Here is a 16,777-nt window from a genome sequence, read left to right on the forward strand (position 1 = left end):
AGTGTAATTTGTTCGCGGTTTATTCCGTTTTTATATGGCATAATTATTCCCCTTATGATTCGGTTTCCTTACTTAATTATACCATATTTATCCATTATTCTCTACGTTTTTACACAGCCTGTGGATGGGAGTCCCTTAAACTTTCCCACAACTATATTCATGTAAAATGAGAATGTAGTGTATGAGAGTAAATATTATATTGACTCTACAAGGAATCATCTTTCTTAGTTGTGAGTTCATTTAATTTATGTTCGATAGATTTTACGTTCTTATCAATTCTCCAAAGCATTTTGATTACCCACATAATAATTGCAATACTCAACATAGCTGCCCAAAATCCCGGTGATAAAAGTAACATAATAAATACCATTCTCCTTTACTGATGATGCACTTTAAATACATAATCTACTGACGGTTGAACAAATGTAAACGGTCAATCAACAGTCTTTTTAAATTCGCAACCGGTTGCGAATTTGATCCATCCAAATTCCTCCCTGGTGCGGAATTACCAACAAAATTCTCATATACAGTCTTTTCAAAAGACGCCATGGATGGCGTCTCCCAAGAAATCCTTAAGTATTTGGATATTTGATAAAACAATATTGATTTAGTCCGGTATGGCTGTCTTCCATAGTTTTAATCAATTGAAATCCCATATGTTCATACATTGGAATATGATTGGGATTATCTGTTTCTAAGATAATTGGAATACTTTTTTCTTTGTAATTCTCAACAATTGGGGTAATCAATGCCCTCAATTTGCCTTTGCCCCGTTCTTCTTGGGCAACAGCAATAACATTAATATGATAATAGTTCTTTTTAACAAATTGTTTTTGCCAGTTTAAATTAATAGCTTTAGAAAGAGCTCTAACGTTATTTGTATATAATTCAAAATCCTCTTTATCAACTTGTTTCCTTAATTCTTGTGTTGCCTGTATACTAAGTATAAGTTGCTTTAACAATTTTAATTTCTTTTTTTCATAGCCTATTATTACTGAATTAAACGTGTCATCTAATGAATAAACATCTCTTGTTTTTTCAAAAACACCTAATTGTATCTGGAAGAGCTTTAAAAGAAATTCTTCCTGATTAATTATCCCTTTTATTTGTAAAACAGTTAAGTGGTCATCAATAAAACACTCTGTCAGAAGCCTAGCAACTGGTTCAATTTGATTTTCAGTCATCCTTATCATATTAATACCTCCAAGCGAAAATCTTCTACTACCATTCCGCACATGGATGTGCGGCTTTTGCATCCTATTACGTATAACGTTTAGGGATTTACGCAGCTTCCCAACCACATTCATCTATACAAAGTTGCGGAAATCCTGTGTTATACGATGCCACGGCAAAGAATTGCCCAAACAATATAAAATCACTTTGGTGCAGTAAAAAAACATGTTTTAAAACCACTATTGTCTATAAGATAATATTTGATGCCATCTTCATTCTCTTCTCTACTTGCCTTTACAATCTCGGCGTTAACTTCAGCAAGTATATCTTTAGAATCATCATTTGAAGGTCTTGCAAATGAATAACTTAATAGCTTTCCATCAAATTCAATTATGTACATTGCCGGATTATTCTTTGTATTGTATTTATCGATTTGGACTTTTGTCTTCTCTCCTCTATTAATACTATCAATAAACTTATCAAGTTTATTGATATTGTAAATTTTTCCTTCTGATTCGACTACATCGCCATTCTCGATCGCTGTCATAGAACTATAATATGGAGAAAAAGCCGAGCAAGCTGATAAAAACAGAATCAATGAAACGAAGAATAATGAGAAAATCGTAAATTTCTTCACGGTTCATTACCACCTTGTTACTTAAATCAAAAATACTTTCTCAAAAACCATTAAGACCCAGTGGTTTCGTAGAACGTCCCGTGAATTCCCGAGGTCTGGTTATTAATTGCATATCCTCTCAGATTTTGGGAATTCACTGTTTATCGGATGGATGAGGCCCCACGGAGCCAGAGTGCGACAGGACGTCGCACCCTTTAGCACTGGGTCTTATGCACCTACCTGACTAATCCAATCTCTTATGTTTGTCCCAATTCTTTCAATATCACGAGTGCCTAATTCTCCACTATGCATTATTACATTACGTGACCTTTCCAACGTATTGAATATTTGCTTTGCCCATTCAATAGATATTACATGATCTTCAAATAAATTAATATTTTGAAGCATTATTGATGCTAAGTCACCAAACTCAGTATAATTAATTAAACTATCTCCTCTTTGAGTATGCCATTTGATTTTATCTTCTTCTAATTTTCTAGATTCAGCTTTTTTTCTAATTGCTTGAGAAACACCATCTTCCCACCAGTTCTCTCCCTTATTTTCAATTAATATTTTCACTACAAAATCTCTCACCATATTTTCAAACGCTGCAATTGCAGCATAAACAGTTGCCATTTGCTTAGCTTTTGCAACAAATTCATCGTCAAGCAAATCTAAAGATAAACTATCAGAAATCTGTTTTTGAATAATCTCCGAATAATGATGTTTACTTACTGTTCCAGATTGATCCAAAGCAACTTTTGTCAATTCTCCTCGCATGATAAACGAATATATCTTGTCATCCATTGATACCATCCCCCTAAATCAAATGCTTTTTTAAGCTTTGGAAGATCGCATCATATACAGCCATATCTCTAGTCTCAGGCAAATGAATCTGTATATTATAATGCAAATCAAGGGATTTCGATCGATCATTTACAGTCTCTTCCAGCCTTTTTTGATCTTCAATGGAGGTCTTTTCATGTGAAGAGTTTCCCTTAACATTTATTACTTCCTTTTCACTTTTCGGAGTAATATTTTTTGCTTTTTCCCAATCTGCATATTCACCTAAAGCTTTAAACGTCATTGCCATCATGCTGATAACTTTTTCTGACTTCTGACCTTGTGTAAGAGTCTTTAATTTATTTTTGACTTCGTCATTTGTCATATTTTGGGCATCGATACGAAGATTAAATAAATCCTCATACGCTTCTTTAATGCCTTCAGCTAAGACTTTCTTCGACTGTGTCTGGTCTAAAAAATCAAAATATCTTTGTGTAGGAGCAGAATTTTCATCAAGCATTCCAACGGCCTTCAATATTCCTATAATTAGTCGATCATTACTACTTGTAAATCCTAGATCGGATAAAAACTTGTTGGTAAAGCGTTCTGGCGCCTTTGCGGTCAAAATAGTATTTAATATACTTTCTAGGTTTTTCGTAGTAACCAAATAATAATTTGTTAACATATTATTACTCCTCCACAATTATAAAATTTAATAACTAATATTTTCACTTATAATATTCCCCTAAACTACAAAGCTTTTCCTAGCTGACGCCACAGGACGTGGCGTCTTTTGCCTCATCTTTCCGATAACTACGGTATTCCCGAACTAAGTTCGTATATACCTCTTTTTTGGTGGTGTTTCCGAACTAGGTTCGGGAATACTTACTTTAAGTGTAATCAATCATCAAAAGTCGACTACCATTACAGACATTATATATCACTGAACTCAGACCCATTTCTTAACGATAATTCCACATTATCCCTCAATTTCCTTTATATTTATTCTCTTTACCTTCTAAATATTGAAAAGAACAAATTAAGCCCGCTTGCAATAATATTATTGCATCTCAACCTCAACTAGAGGTCAAATCAAAAGACCGTAATGACTCAACCATCGTTACGGTCTTTTGATTTAGTCTTCCTTATTCTCTTTGTTTAAAAGAGCGCCAGGATCCAGGTCACCCAATAACTCTTTCGCTTTAGTAATACATACTGTCGCTCACAAGAGCCGAAAAGCGGATAGCATCATGTCGTCAAAAAAAATGCTAATAACAGTCTAAAAACTATTATCAGCATCATCAGTTTGAAGTTTTCCTTTTGTCTAGGGGCCCATCCCAATATTTGACTTAAAGCCAATTTATATTTAAGTGGTAATTTTTACAGCGCGGCCACCACTGCGTCTCCCATTTCTTTCGTCCCAAGCACTTTATCGCCGGGTTTGGCCAGGTCAGCCGTCCGGCATCCCTGATCCAGCACTTTAGCAACTGCCTGTTCAATTCTGTCGGCTTCTTCATTCAGGTCAAACGTATAGCGCAGCATCATCGCCGCCGAAAGGATCGTGGCCAGCGGATTTGCCTTATTCTGGCCGGCAATGTCCGGCGCGGAGCCATGAGCCGGCTCATATAGTCCTTTTTTACCGCTCAGGCTGGCTGAAGCAAGCATGCCGATCGATCCGCCGAGCATCGAAGCCAGGTCGGTCAGGATATCCCCGAACATATTCTCGGTGACAATCACGTCGAACTGTTCCGGATAACGCACCAACTGCATCGCAGCATTGTCAACATACATATGCATCAGCTCGACATCCGGATATTCCTTGGCCACTTCTTCAGCAATCTCCCGCCAGAAACGAGAAGACTCGAGCACATTGGCCTTATCGACCGAGCAGAGCTTTTTCCGTCTGCCTCTGGCAGTTTCAAAGCCAAGCTCAATGATCCGGCGGATTTCGTCTTCATGATAAAGCAGAACATCATAAGCGGCCTTTGGGTTTTCGTTTCTTCCCTTTTCGCCAAAGTAGATTCCGCCGGTCAGCTCGCGGATCACAACCATATCCACATTCTTGACAACTTCTTCCCTTAAGGTGGAAGCCGAAATGAGCGAAGGAATCATCTTGACCGGACGGATATTGGCATACAGTCCGAGTTCTTTGCGGATAGGCAGTAGCGCGCCAAGCTCAGGTCTTTCCTTGGCCGGCAGTGTATCCCATTTCGGTCCGCCGATCGCACCTAAAAGCACCGCGTCGGCCTTCTTACAGGCATCCAGTGTTTCGGCGGGCAGTGCTTTGCCGACTTCATCAATTGCGGCTCCGCCGATCAAATAACGATCGAATTCAAACTTGACCGGGCAGTCTTCTAATGCTGCCTGAAGCACTTTCAGCGCTTCAGGAATAATCTCTCTTCCAATCCCGTCGCCGGGCAATACGGCAATTTTAGGCATTCTTTCTTTTCTCCTTTACGTACGGAACCAGCCCACCGGCTTTGATCAGTTCCTGCATAAATGGCGGAAAGGGAGTAGCCTGAAAACTTGTTCCTTTGCTGATGTTTTGGATCGTGCTGCTCTGGAGATCGACCTCGACTTCGTCACCGGCCTCAATGCCTCTGACAGCTTCCGGGCACTCCAGAATCGGCATCCCGATGTTCAGCGCATTCCGGTAAAATATCCGCGCATAGGATTCTGCGATGATGGCTTTGACACCGGCAGCTTTAATCGCCAGCGGAGCATGTTCCCTGGAAGATCCGCAGCCAAAGTTTTTGCCGCCGATCATCATATCTCCGGGTTGCACGTTGGCCGCAAAAGAAGCATCCGCATCTTCCATACAATGGGCGGCGAGATGTTCCGGTTCAAAGCGGTTCAGATAGCGGGCCGGGATGATGACATCCGTGTCAATATCATGGCCGAATTTCCAAGCTTTACCCATTATCAACGACCTCCCTCGGATGAACGATTTGTCCGCATATGGCTGAAGCCGCAGCGACTGCCGGATTGCACAGGTATACTTCGCTTTCAGGATGACCCATCCGGCCTACAAAGTTCCTGTTTGTGGTGGACAGCGCCCGCTCACCTTTGGCCAGAATCCCCATATGGCCGCCCAGACATGGCCCGCAGGTCGGCGTACTGACTGCTGCTCCGGCTTCAATCATGGTCTGAATCCAGCCGCGGCTCATCGCTTCAAGCAGGATATCCTGGGTGCCCGGGAAAATCAGGCAGCGGATATTCGGATGGATCTTCTTCCCTTTCAGAATCTTAGCCGTGATTTCGAGATCCTCAAGACGTCCGTTCGTACACGAGCCTATCACAACCTGATCTATTTTCAAACCCTTTGCTTCCTCCACCGATTTGGTGTTCTCCGGAAGATGCGGGAAAGCGATCTGCAGCGGAATATCTTCCGTGTCAAATTCGTAAACCTTCTCGTATACGGCATCCGGGTCGCTATGATAAACTTTATAATCCCTTTTTGCCCTGGCTTTGACGTACGCCAGCGTAATCTCGTCCGGTTCAATGATCCCGGCCTTGCCGCCAGCCTCGATCGCCATATTGCACATCGTCAGCCTGTTGTCCATAGAGAGTGCTTTGATGCCGTTTCCCGTAAATTCCATCGCTTTATAGCGGGCACCGTCAACGCCGATTTTGCCGATGATATATAGAATCAGGTCTTTGCCGCCGACATACGGCTGGAACTTTGTGCCGTGAAAAACAAATTTCAAGGTCTCCGGAACTCTGAACCAGGCTTCGCCTGTGGCCATCCCGGCCGCGCAATCCGTACTGCCTACGCCGGTCGCAAACGCACCGAGTGCACCGTACGTGCAGGTATGGGAATCGGCGCCAATGATCAGGTCACCGGGAAGTACCACCCCCTGCTCCGGAAGCAGACAATGTTCGATGCCGACTCTTCCGGTATCCCAGTAATGTTTAACCTCATGTTTCCGGGCAAAGTCGCGAACGATTTTGCATTGTTCCGCGGAGGCAATATCCTTGTTCGGGGTGAAATGGTCAGGTACCAGTGCAATTTTTTCTTTGTCGAATACCTTCTCAATTCCTAATTTTTCAAACTCTTTGATCGCGACCGGAGCTGTAACATCATTGGATAAGACCACATCCAGTTTGGCATTGATGATTTCTCCGGGAACGACTTTATCTACTCCGGCATGGGCTGCCAGAATTTTTTCGCTTATCGTCATACCCATGGGCAACAACCTCCTTTTTCATGTGCTCCTTAACATTATCTCATCTCCGTAAACATTCCGTACGCGCAGATGAGATAATAAGTATCCGCAATCATGCATCATCGCGGCCTGTTTTACCTCCAGTTATCATCTTTGCTTCAGGCTGATCCAACCTTTACCGAGCGCCCTGTTGACAGCCTGGACATAGGCCTTGACGCTGGCCTCGATAATATCCGGACTGACACCCCGGCCGGCAACAGTGTGATCACCGAACGAAACCGTTACGGTTACTTCACCCTGAGAATCCTCGCCGACGTCAATTGCCTGTAACGAGAAATTCTGCAGTTTTCCTTCAATCCCGACAATTTTGTCGATTGCCTTATAGGCAGCCGCTACAGGGCCGTCACCATAAGCCGCTTTCGCCAGCTCATTATGATGCTCTTTCCCATCTTTCAGCTCTAGGCCAATCGTTGCCGTAGGCTTCAGGTTATTTCCGCTTAGAATCTGCCAGTAATTTAAGGCCAGTGTTTCCTCTGCCTCCTGCGTTTCAGCAAGCGCATAAAGATCAGCTTCCGTGATAATCTTTTTCTTCTCAGCAAGGATTTTGAAGTCTTCAAAAAGCTTCTCAAAGCGTTCTTCACTGACTTCAATGCTCAGGTCGTCCAGAGACTGTTTGACCGCATGCCTCCCGGAATGTTTGCCGAGGACAATCGTATTCATGTCAAGTCCGATGGCATCCGGGGACATAATTTCATACGTACTACGTTCCTTCAGAACCCCGTCCTGATGAATGCCTGATTCGTGCGCAAAAGCGTTCTTACCTACAATCGCTTTATTCGGCTGGACCCTCATACCGGACAGTCTGCTGACCAGACTGCTGGTCCGGGAAATCTCCCGGGTGATGATACCTGTCTCGACCCCATAAAGGTCTTTCCGGGTGTGCAGCGCCATGGCCAATTCTTCCAGCGCAGCATTCCCGGCCCGTTCTCCGAGGCCGTTGACCGCACATTCAATTTGATGAATACCTGCCTTGACTGCAGCCAGGGAATTCGCGACGGCCAATCCGAGATCATTATGGCAGTGGACGCTGACTTTGACTTTTTCAATGCCATCGGTTTTGTCCATGATCGCCTTGACGAACTGAGCAAATTCTGCGGGCATCGCATACCCGACGGTATCCGGAATGTTAATCACAGTAGCTCCGGCCTTAATGACCAGTGAGAATACCTTGGCCAGAAAATCCACATCGCTGCGGGACGCATCTTCAGCACTGAATTCGACATCACTAACTTTGGATTTTGCCAGTTTGACCCCATAGACAGCGCGTTCCAACACCTCATCCGGTGTTTTTCTGAGCTTGTATTGCATATGAATCGGAGATGTCGCAATAAACGTATGGATTCGCGGGCTTTCCGCAATATGAATTGCCTCCCAGGCCCTTTCAATATCCTTAGATTCAGCTCTGGCAAGCGCAGCAATGGTCGTATTCCTGACTTTTTCGGCGATCAAAGATACAGCCTCAAAATCGCCCGGAGAAGTGATTGGAAAACCAGCTTCAATAACATCCACACCCAATTTTTCCAGCTGACGGGCAATCTGCAGCTTCTCCTCCATATTCAGCGCAACGCCGGGAGACTGTTCCCCGTCCCGCAGCGTTGTGTCAAAAAATTCAATCCGTCTCACCCTATCCACCCCCTGCGCTTCGAATCAATTTTATACATAAAGATTTTTTCCGGGTAGGTCTCCGTAATATATCGCCGCTTACGGCAATTGAGCCCTCCTGGCTCAAAAAGCCGCGCTGCGCACTCCTTGCTCCGCTTACGCTGGCTATATATTACGGAGACTAATCTTTGGAATATATTTTAGTTATATTATTCTGAAAAATACATTGTTGGAATCGACATGCAAGTATAACATTCTAGAACACAGATTCTTTTAAAAAACCAAACATCTAAATTCTATATTCTGGAAAGAGTTAGCTTATAAAAACTGCTGTATCATACTTAAGATCAGTCTGGGGGCCACAGTTCCGCGACAAGCGAAGCACGGATTGCGCAGCGCGGCTATTTGAGCCATGGAGGGCTCAATTTGCCGAAAGCGGTACTGTGGCCCCCAGACCTACTTGAATATATTATTGTACCTGCGAACCTACTCAAATAGTCAAAATAGGGATTCGGCAGACTTTATTTCTTCTTCAGCCACGGCATCATGGAACGGAGTTCCTGACCGACTTTTTCAATTTTATGTTCGGCATCCCTGCGGGTCATGGCATTGAAGACCGGACGGCCAACCTGATTTTCGGAGAGCCATTTGCGGGCAAACTCCCCATTCTGGATTTCGGAAAGGACCTTCTTCATTTCCTTGCGGGTTTCTTCCGTAATGATGCGTCTGCCGACCATCAGATCCCCGTACTGGGCTGTATCGGAAACGGAGTAGCGCATCCGGCTGATTCCGCCTTCATACATCAGGTCGACAATTAATTTCAATTCATGCAGACACTCAAAGTAAGCGATTTCCGGCTGATAACCGGCTTCTACAAGTGTATCAAAACCGGCGCGGACCAATTCGGACGCACCGCCGCAAAGTACTGCCTGTTCACCGAATAAATCGGTTTCGGTCTCTTCAGCAAACGTGGTTTCAATCAGCCCTGTGCGGGTACAGCCGATCCCTTTGGCATAAGCGAGACCGATCTGATGCGCATTACCGGTAGCATCCTGATAGACGGCGATCAGTCCCGGAGTTCCTGCGCCCTCAGTGTAAGTCCGGCGCACCAGATGTCCCGGGCTCTTCGGAGCGATCATGATCACATCGACATTAGCCGGCGGCACGATTTGACCAAAGTGAATGTTAAAACCGTGTGAAAAACAGAGTACTTTGCCCGCAGTGAGCGATGGTTCGATTTCTTCCCGGTAGATCCTGCTCTGGGTCTCATCAGGCAGAAGGATTTGAATCAGGTCCGCTTTGGCTGCGGCTTCAGCGACTGTCATCACCGTCAGACCGGCTTCTTCGGCTTCTTTCCATCTCGGGCTGTTTTTACGCAAGCCCACAATCACGTTCAAACCGGAATCTTTAAGGTTTTGGGATTGAGCATGACCCTGGCTTCCCCAACCCATTACCGCAATCGTTTTTCCTTTCAGCAGTCCCATATCAGCATCTTGATCATAATACATTTTAGCCATGTTATTTACTCTCCTTATTCATTATTTATTTAAGTGAAAATTTATTAGTAAAGCATCTATCAGTCGCTTACCGTATTAATTATCAGATCGGGCAATCACAATTTTACCGGTTCTGACAAGTTCGAGAATGCCGTAAGATCGCATCGTTCTGACAAACGCATCGATCTTATCTTCATCCCCGGTAAGCTCGATCGTTAGGTTATTTTTGCCCATATCAACGACTCTGCCCCTGAAGATGTCTACCGTTTGGAGTACTTCGAGCCGGGTATCCGATTTAACCTTGACCCGGATCAGGGCCAGCTCCCTGTTCACCACGGACTCCTGGCTCAGATTGGTCACCTTATGGACGACAACCAATTTATGCAGCTGCTTGGTGACCTGTTCAATGACCTGGCTGTCACCCTCGACCACGATCGTCATCATGGAAAGGTCCGGATTTTCAGTCTGACATACCGTCAGGCTGTAGATATTGTAGCCCCGCCGGGAAAACAGGCCTGATACCCTTGCCAGGACCCCCGGATCATTTTCAACCATTACTGCGAGTGTATGCAGCATTATTCCTTCCCCTCCAGTATCTCGGTAATTCCCTGACCGGCAGGAACAAAAGGAAGTACAACTTCATCCGGTGAGATCGTGAAATCCAGCAAAAACGGTCCGGGCGTTGCAACAGCTTCCTTCAAGGCGTCTTCAACTTGATCGGCCTGCTCGACTCTGCGCCCTTTGATCCCGTAGGCGTCGGCAAGCTTTACAAAATCGGGATTGGCATCCAGCTGGATTTGGCTGAAACGCTCGTTAAAGAGCATTTTTTGCATCTGCCTAACCATGCCTAAAACCCCGTTATTCATCAGGACTATTTTTACGGGAAGGTGATATTGGACCGCAGTGGCGAGCTCATGGATGCTCATTTGTAAAGAACCGTCTCCGGTAACCAGAAAGACCAGACTGTCCGGTTTCGCAAACTGGGCGCCGATCACAGCCGGAAGACCAAAACCCATCGTTCCCAGACCCGCACTGGTAATAAAATGTCTTTCTTGATTAATCGGACAGAATTGAGCCGCCCACATTTGGTGCTGTCCGACATCTGTTACCACGATCGCTTCTTCCCCGCTGATTTTCCCCATCGCTTCCAAAATCGTCTGCGGATTGAGGCGGCCATCCTGCTCATAGCTTAACGGGTATTCCTTTTGCCAGCTCCTGAGTTCGTTCCACCAATCCTGAATGGCCGGCGGATTGATTTTGGTAAGGAACTCTTCCAGGACAAGTCTGGCATCTCCGACAATCGGGATATGTGCCCGGATGACTTTGCCGATCTCGGCAGGATCGATGTCAATATGAATGACTTTCGCCTTCGTGGCAAAACGGTGCTTCAGCCCGCTCGTGACCCTGTCGTCAAAGCGGACACCGATCGCAATCAGTAAATCACACGCATCTACGGCAAGATTGGCAGTAATGGTCCCATGCATTCCGACCATCCCTAAATGATTCGGATGTTTGGATGGGACACTGCCAATGCCCATCAGGGTCGTGACCACAGGAAGATTGGTTTTTTCGAGTACTTCCTGAAGAATCTTGCCGGCTCCGGAGGTTATGACGCCTCCCCCGGCATAAACAACCGGTTTTTTGCTTTGGGCCAGTGCTCTGGCTGCTTCAGAAATCTGACCGGGATTTCCCTTGGTAAAAAATTTATAGCTTTTCAGCGCCACTTTGGACGGATAAGGCTCATTGACCTCTGCTGCCATAATATTCTTCGGCAGATCGATCAGGACCGGACCCGGGCGGCCTGTACTCGCAATATAAAACGCTTCTTTCACAATACGCGGGATATCCCTAGCATCTTTAACCAGATAGGAATGCTTCGTTATCGGCATCGTGATCCCCGTAATGTCAACTTCCTGAAAAGAATCTGTCCCCAACAGATGGGTCGATACCTGACCGGTTAAGATCACAAGCGGGATGGAATCCATATACGCATTTGCAATTCCCGTGACCATATTGGCGGCTCCCGGACCTGAGGTAGCCAGACAGACACCCACCTTGCCACTGACCCGTGCGTAGGCATCGGCGGCATGAACAGCACTCTGCTCATGTCTTGGCAGGATATGACGGATCGAGCTGTCCAGAAGCGCATCATACAGTGCTAGCAAAGATCCGCCGGGATACCCGAAGATCAGCTCTACCCCCTCCTGGTCCAGTACATCGAGCAGCGCTTTGGCGCCATTATAATTATCCAAAGCAAGACTTTCTTCGTCTTCCCAGGTAATTTCAGGGTCTCTGGCTATTAAGGCGTCTTCTTTGGACTTATCCATTCATTCATTCCTCCTTGACTGTCCGGAAAGCTGCTCCTTTATTGGCCGACTGGGCAAATTGGACGTAACGTCCCAGATATCCTGTCCGGCCTGCTACTTTATACACTTTCTCCAACCCTTTTTTGGGGTCAAAGCTGTTTCTTCTTTCTGCTTTTTCAGATTCGGGCAGAAGCCAGTCAATGGTCCGTTTTTCTAAATCAATCCGAACCATATCGCCGTTCTCTACGAACGCAATCTCCCCGCCGAGCGCTGCTTCCGGAGAAATGTGCCCGATCGAAAGTCCGCGGCTGCCTCCGGAAAAACGTCCGTCCGTCAACAGTGCCACGGAAGAATCAAGGCCCATTCCCGCTAGGGTTGCTGTTGGTCCGAGCATCTCTCGCATACCAGGCCCGCCCTTCGGTCCTTCATAGCGGATAATCACGACATCGCCTTCTTTGATCACGCCGCTGCGGATCGCTTCCGCCGCCAGGTCTTCTCCGTCGTAGACCTTGGCCGCGCCCTCGAAGACAATATCTCTGTTCGCCAGCGCACCTACTTTGATCACGGCTCCTTCCGGCGCCAGGTTACCAAACAGGACACAGAGTCCGCCTTTGGCAGAGTACGGATCAGTTAGCGGCCGAATCACACTCGGATTTTTGACAACCGCGCTGCTTAGTCTTTCCGCCATGGTACTGCCGGAAACTGTCATCCCGGAACCATCAATCAAACCGGCATCCAGCAAGCTCTTCAAAACGGCACTGATCCCGCCTGCTTCATTGACTTCGACGAGATAATGCCCGTTCACCGCCGGACTCAGTTTGCAAATCTGAGGGGTCCGGTCACTGATCGCATTGATCTCGGCCAGGTCAAATTCTATTTCTCCTTCAAACGCAATCGCAGGCAGATGAAGGATGGTATTGGTTGAACACCCCAACGCCATATCGGCGGCAACGCCGTTCCTGATTGAAGTGCTCGTTACGATATCACGCGGCCGGATATTGTCCCGCAGCAGGTTCATAACCTGATAGCCGGTTTCTTTGGCCAAGCGTATTCTCTCGGAATAGACGGCCGGTATCGTACCATTGCCGGGCAAGGCCATGCCGATGACCTCTGTCAGGCAGTTCATGGAGTTTGCCGTAAACATCCCGGCACAGGAACCACAGGTTGGGCACGCATTCTGTTCGAGGCCCTGAAGCCACTCCTGGCTTTCCTGGCCGCTATAGACTTTGCCAACGCCTTCGTAGACGGTAATAAAATCAACATTTTTCCCCTCGTGACGGCCCGGCAGCATCGGCCCGCCGCTCACGACGATGGACGGCAGATTCAGCCGCATCGCAGCCATCAGCATTCCTGGGACGATTTTGTCACAGCTCGGAATAAAAACCAGGGCATCGACAGCATGCGCTCTGGCCATAATCTCAATGGAGTCGGTAATCAACTCCCTGCTCGCCAGGGAAAAATGCATTCCAACGTGTCCCATGGCAATGCCGTCACAGACACCAATCGTCGAAAATTCGAGCGGCGTGCCGCCGTTTTCTCTGACTCCGGCTTTAACTGCTTCGGCAATTTGACGCAGATGCATATGCCCGGGCACAAATTCATTAAAGGAGTTGACGATACCGATCAAGGGTTTATTGATTTCCCGGTCGGTAAGTCCGAGAGCTTTAAATAGAGAACGGTGAGGTGCCCTGTCAATTCCGACTTTTACTGCATCACTGTTCATGGGATCGCTTCCTTTCCGGAAAAATTTTCGGTCTTTGGTCTTTAATCTATCGTTTGGTCTTTAATCTATCGTAAGGAAGAAAAATAACGCTTTGTCAGTGTTATAGCTATAACTTGTCCGCGCTGAAATGTACAGTATTAGATAGGCTCTCCCTCTGTTTTGACATATTCGTGGAATTTAGCCAGCAGCTTTTTAAATACGGGTCCTGGTTTGCCGTCCCCGATCTTTCTGGAATCCAGCATAATAATCGGAATCAGCTCAGCCGCCGTACCGGTCAGGAAGCACTCATCGGCACTGTAGACATCAATCAGATGAAACAGCTCTTCTTGAACGGTGATCCCTTCCTGGCGGGCTAAATCGATGACCGAATCACGGGTGACGCCTTTTAAAATCCCGGCATAAACTGGAGGTGTGGTTATAATTCCGTCTTTGATAATGAAAATGTTGTCACCGGTGGCTTCACTGACATACCCTTCCTGATTCAACATCAATGCTTCCATCAGACTTGCCCTATTGGCTTCAATCTTGGCCATAATATTGTTCAAATAGTTCAGGGATTTGATTCTCGGGCTTAACGCATCCGAACTGGTCCTGCGAGTTGCAGCCGTAATAATTTCCATCCCGTTTTCATACATGCTTGGCGGGTACAGGGAGATATTGCCTGCAATGCAGATAATCTCCGATTTAGCGCATTTCCTTGGGTCTAAGCCCATATCTCCGACCCCTCTGGAAATGATCAGACGAATATAAGCATCTGTAAGGTTATTTTTTCTTACGGTTTCCACGACGATATCCATCATTTCCCGACGGCTTATCTCGACGTTTAACAGAATTGCATTGGCTGACTCATACAGTCTGTCAATATGTTCCTTTAATTTGAATACCCGGCCATTATAGGCTCGGATCCCTTCAAATACACCATCTCCATAAAGAAAGCCATGATCAAATACAGAAATTTTCGCCTCCTGGCTGTCAACAAATTTACCATCGCAATAGATAATCATGTGAATACTCCTTTCCGAAACTCAATTTTGATTTCAACACTATCTATATTGTAACGAAACACAATCAACATGTAAAATATACCTTAATAAAAAAAAACAGGGAGTCTAATTGATACACTTCCTAACGTGCATATTCATATATGAGAAAAACTCTACGGACTTTCTGAACCATCATTATCTCGTCAACGATGTGTTATAGCACATATAATTATTTTATCTAAGTGTATATGATACAGTTAACTGTGTCAATATATTTGGAGTATACTTTTCATCCTGCAGTGGGCCGATCAAAAATATCCTTGCCAATTCCAGGATAGCTTGGTATAATGTCCACTGTACAGAAACACTTGTTCATTCAGAGGGGATAGGGAGGAACTATTTATGAAGAAAATTGTAATTGGTTTACTGGGTTTTGGAACTGTCGGATCAGGTACAGCCGCCATACTGGAAAATAACCGGTATGACATCAGTACCCGTACCAATGCTGATATAACTATAAAAAAGGCTTTAGTCCATGATATCCATAAACCTCGGCCGGATTGCCGCGGCATTATTTTGACAGACGATCCCAGGGAGATCACGGATGATCCGGAAATTGACATTGTTGTCGAAGTAATGGGCGGTATCGAGCCAGCCCGCACGCTTATCCTGACCGCAATGGCAAACGGCAAAAATGTCGTTACCGCCAATAAAGATCTTTTAGCTCAAAATGGAGAAGAACTGCTTGAGGCTGCGAAAAAGAACGGTCGAGATTTGTACTTTGAAGCCAGTGTCGCTGGCGGTATCCCGATTATCGCTGCCTTAAGGCAATCCCTGACCGCCAACCGGATCTCCTCACTGCTTGGGATTATTAACGGTACGACCAATTATATTTTGTCTGCTATGACCGAACAGGGACGCAATTTTGCCGATGTCCTGAAAGAAGCCCAAGAGCTCGGCTATGCTGAAGCAGATCCGGTCTCCGACGTAGAAGGGCTTGATGCCGCCCGCAAACTTGCGATTCTTTCTTCCCTGGCTTTTAATACGCGCGTGACGTTTAACGATGTTTATGCCGAAGGAATTTCCAACGTTTCTCCGGAAGATATCCACTATGCCGATGAGCTCGGCTGCGTGATTAAGCTGCTGGCCATTGCCAAAAATCAGGAAGAAGGGATCGAAGTCAGGGTGCATCCCGCCCTGATTTCCAAAAAACATCCGCTGGCCAATATCAGCGGTGTGTACAACGCGATTTATGTCACCGGTGATGCTGTCGGAGAAACCATGTTTTACGGGAAAGGCGCCGGAGCCTTGCCGACAGGCAGTTCCGTTGTAGCCGACATTATCCAGATTGTACGCAATATGTCCGCCGGATCCGAAGGACTCCTGAATTGCGGCTGTTACCGCAACTATCCGATCATCTCAACGGATGATTTTACAACCGCTTATTACATCCGGCTTAAAGTTAAAGACGAGCCAAAAGTCTTTGCAACACTGGCGTTATTCTTTGCTGAAGCTGGTATTAGCTTTCATTCCATCATCCAGAAACCGCGGCCGGATAAAAGCGCCGAAATTGCACTGGTGACCCACCCCTGCCGGGAAGGACAGCTCCGTCAGGCCATCCAATCCCTGAACTCCTACAGCAAGCTGGATAAAATCTACAATGTTATTCGGTTGGAGACGAATGGAATAAGTATCTAGGGTTGGTCTGGGTGTCACAATTCCGCTTGCGGCAGATAGCGCCCTCCACAGGCTGTGTAAAAACGTAGAGAATAATGGATAAATATGGTATAATTAAGTAAGGAAACCGAATCATAAGGGGAATAATTATGCCATATAAAAACGGAATAAACCGCGAACAAATTACACTAT

Annotated in this window: 14 protein-coding genes; 1 reads left to right on the forward strand and 13 read right to left on the reverse strand. The window is 45.8% G+C overall.

The window, feature by feature from the left end:
* Window positions 1-572: 572 nt before the first annotated feature.
* The 13 genes from OKX56_RS14795 to ilvE form a co-directional block, all read right to left on the reverse strand.
* Complete coding sequence (locus OKX56_RS14795) at window positions 573-1,193, reverse strand: GNAT family N-acetyltransferase (protein WP_019226852.1); 621 nt, start codon at window positions 1,191-1,193, stop codon at window positions 573-575.
* Window positions 1,194-1,375: 182 nt separating this feature from the next.
* Window positions 1,376-1,810 (reverse strand): DUF4362 domain-containing protein, encoded by a 435-nt coding sequence (locus tag OKX56_RS14800; RefSeq protein ID WP_019226851.1) that lies wholly within the window; start codon window positions 1,808-1,810, stop codon window positions 1,376-1,378.
* A gap of 207 nt (window positions 1,811-2,017) precedes the next feature.
* Window positions 2,018-2,596, reverse strand: coding sequence for a Swt1 family HEPN domain-containing protein (locus OKX56_RS14805; protein WP_019226850.1), 579 nt, complete (start codon window positions 2,594-2,596; stop codon window positions 2,018-2,020).
* Between the two features lie 13 nt (window positions 2,597-2,609).
* The gene (locus tag OKX56_RS14810) at window positions 2,610-3,257 is read right to left on the reverse strand and encodes a DUF5343 domain-containing protein (protein WP_019226849.1); all 648 of its coding nucleotides are present in this window, start codon (window positions 3,255-3,257) and stop codon (window positions 2,610-2,612) included.
* Between the two features lie 695 nt (window positions 3,258-3,952).
* Window positions 3,953-5,011: a 3-isopropylmalate dehydrogenase gene (gene leuB, locus OKX56_RS14815; protein ID WP_019226848.1), complete on the reverse strand. Its 1,059-nt coding sequence runs from the start codon at window positions 5,009-5,011 to the stop codon at window positions 3,953-3,955.
* Window positions 5,004-5,492 (reverse strand): 3-isopropylmalate dehydratase small subunit, encoded by a 489-nt coding sequence (locus OKX56_RS14820; protein WP_019226847.1) that lies wholly within the window; start codon window positions 5,490-5,492, stop codon window positions 5,004-5,006. The genes leuB and OKX56_RS14820 overlap by 8 nt, the downstream gene beginning before the upstream one ends.
* Entirely contained in the window at window positions 5,485-6,759 is a 1,275-nt protein-coding gene (leuC, locus tag OKX56_RS14825; RefSeq protein WP_019226846.1) for a 3-isopropylmalate dehydratase large subunit, read from the reverse strand. Before leuC ends, OKX56_RS14820 begins: the two co-directional genes overlap by 8 nt.
* 126 nt (window positions 6,760-6,885) lie before the next feature.
* Entirely contained in the window at window positions 6,886-8,421 is a 1,536-nt protein-coding gene (locus OKX56_RS14830) for a 2-isopropylmalate synthase (protein ID WP_019226845.1), read from the reverse strand.
* Between the two features lie 500 nt (window positions 8,422-8,921).
* Window positions 8,922-9,917, reverse strand: a complete 996-nt coding sequence (gene ilvC / locus OKX56_RS14835; protein ID WP_019226844.1) for a ketol-acid reductoisomerase — start codon at window positions 9,915-9,917, stop codon at window positions 8,922-8,924.
* A 75-nt stretch (window positions 9,918-9,992) separates the two neighbouring features.
* Window positions 9,993-10,472, reverse strand: a complete 480-nt coding sequence (ilvN, locus tag OKX56_RS14840; protein ID WP_019226843.1) for an acetolactate synthase small subunit — start codon at window positions 10,470-10,472, stop codon at window positions 9,993-9,995.
* A complete protein-coding gene (ilvB, locus tag OKX56_RS14845; RefSeq protein ID WP_019226842.1) occupies window positions 10,472-12,223 on the reverse strand; it encodes a biosynthetic-type acetolactate synthase large subunit in 1,752 nt (583 codons plus the stop codon). Before ilvB ends, ilvN begins: the two co-directional genes overlap by 1 nt.
* Before the next feature lie 4 nt (window positions 12,224-12,227).
* Complete coding sequence (gene ilvD / locus OKX56_RS14850; protein WP_019226841.1) at window positions 12,228-13,925, reverse strand: dihydroxy-acid dehydratase; 1,698 nt, start codon at window positions 13,923-13,925, stop codon at window positions 12,228-12,230.
* 137 nt (window positions 13,926-14,062) lie between these two features.
* Window positions 14,063-14,929, reverse strand: coding sequence for a branched-chain-amino-acid transaminase (gene ilvE / locus OKX56_RS14855; RefSeq protein WP_019226840.1), 867 nt, complete (start codon window positions 14,927-14,929; stop codon window positions 14,063-14,065).
* Window positions 14,930-15,310: 381 nt separating this feature from the next.
* On the opposite strand from ilvE, the gene OKX56_RS14860 reads away from it, so the two are divergent.
* Entirely contained in the window at window positions 15,311-16,606 is a 1,296-nt protein-coding gene (locus tag OKX56_RS14860) for a homoserine dehydrogenase (protein ID WP_019226839.1), read from the forward strand.
* The last annotated feature ends 171 nt before the right edge of the window (window positions 16,607-16,777 follow it).

It is taken from the genome of Dehalobacter sp., assembly GCF_030063005.1.
GTDB lineage: Bacteria > Bacillota > Desulfitobacteriia > Desulfitobacteriales > Syntrophobotulaceae > Dehalobacter > Dehalobacter restrictus.

Bases quoted from the DNA above. Each gene is read 5' to 3' on its own strand.
- OKX56_RS14795 (WP_019226852.1), bottom strand. From the start codon at position 1,193: ATGATAAGGATGACTGAAAATCAAATTGAACCAGTTGCTAGGCTTCTG.
- OKX56_RS14805 (WP_019226850.1), bottom strand. From the start codon at position 2,596: ATGGATGACAAGATATATTCGTTTATCATGCGAGGAGAATTGACAAAA.
- OKX56_RS14810 (WP_019226849.1), bottom strand. From the start codon at position 3,257: ATGTTAACAAATTATTATTTGGTTACTACGAAAAACCTAGAAAGTATA.
- leuB (WP_019226848.1), bottom strand. From the start codon at position 5,011: ATGCCTAAAATTGCCGTATTGCCCGGCGACGGGATTGGAAGAGAGATT.
- OKX56_RS14820 (WP_019226847.1), bottom strand. From the start codon at position 5,492: ATGGGTAAAGCTTGGAAATTCGGCCATGATATTGACACGGATGTCATC.
- leuC (WP_019226846.1), bottom strand. From the start codon at position 6,759: ATGGGTATGACGATAAGCGAAAAAATTCTGGCAGCCCATGCCGGAGTA.
- ilvC (WP_019226844.1), bottom strand. From the start codon at position 9,917: ATGGCTAAAATGTATTATGATCAAGATGCTGATATGGGACTGCTGAAA.
- ilvN (WP_019226843.1), bottom strand. From the start codon at position 10,472: ATGCTGCATACACTCGCAGTAATGGTTGAAAATGATCCGGGGGTCCTG.
- ilvB (WP_019226842.1), bottom strand. From the start codon at position 12,223: ATGGATAAGTCCAAAGAAGACGCCTTAATAGCCAGAGACCCTGAAATT.
- ilvD (WP_019226841.1), bottom strand. From the start codon at position 13,925: ATGAACAGTGATGCAGTAAAAGTCGGAATTGACAGGGCACCTCACCGT.
- ilvE (WP_019226840.1), bottom strand. From the start codon at position 14,929: ATGATTATCTATTGCGATGGTAAATTTGTTGACAGCCAGGAGGCGAAA.
- OKX56_RS14860 (WP_019226839.1), top strand. From the start codon at position 15,311: ATGAAGAAAATTGTAATTGGTTTACTGGGTTTTGGAACTGTCGGATCA.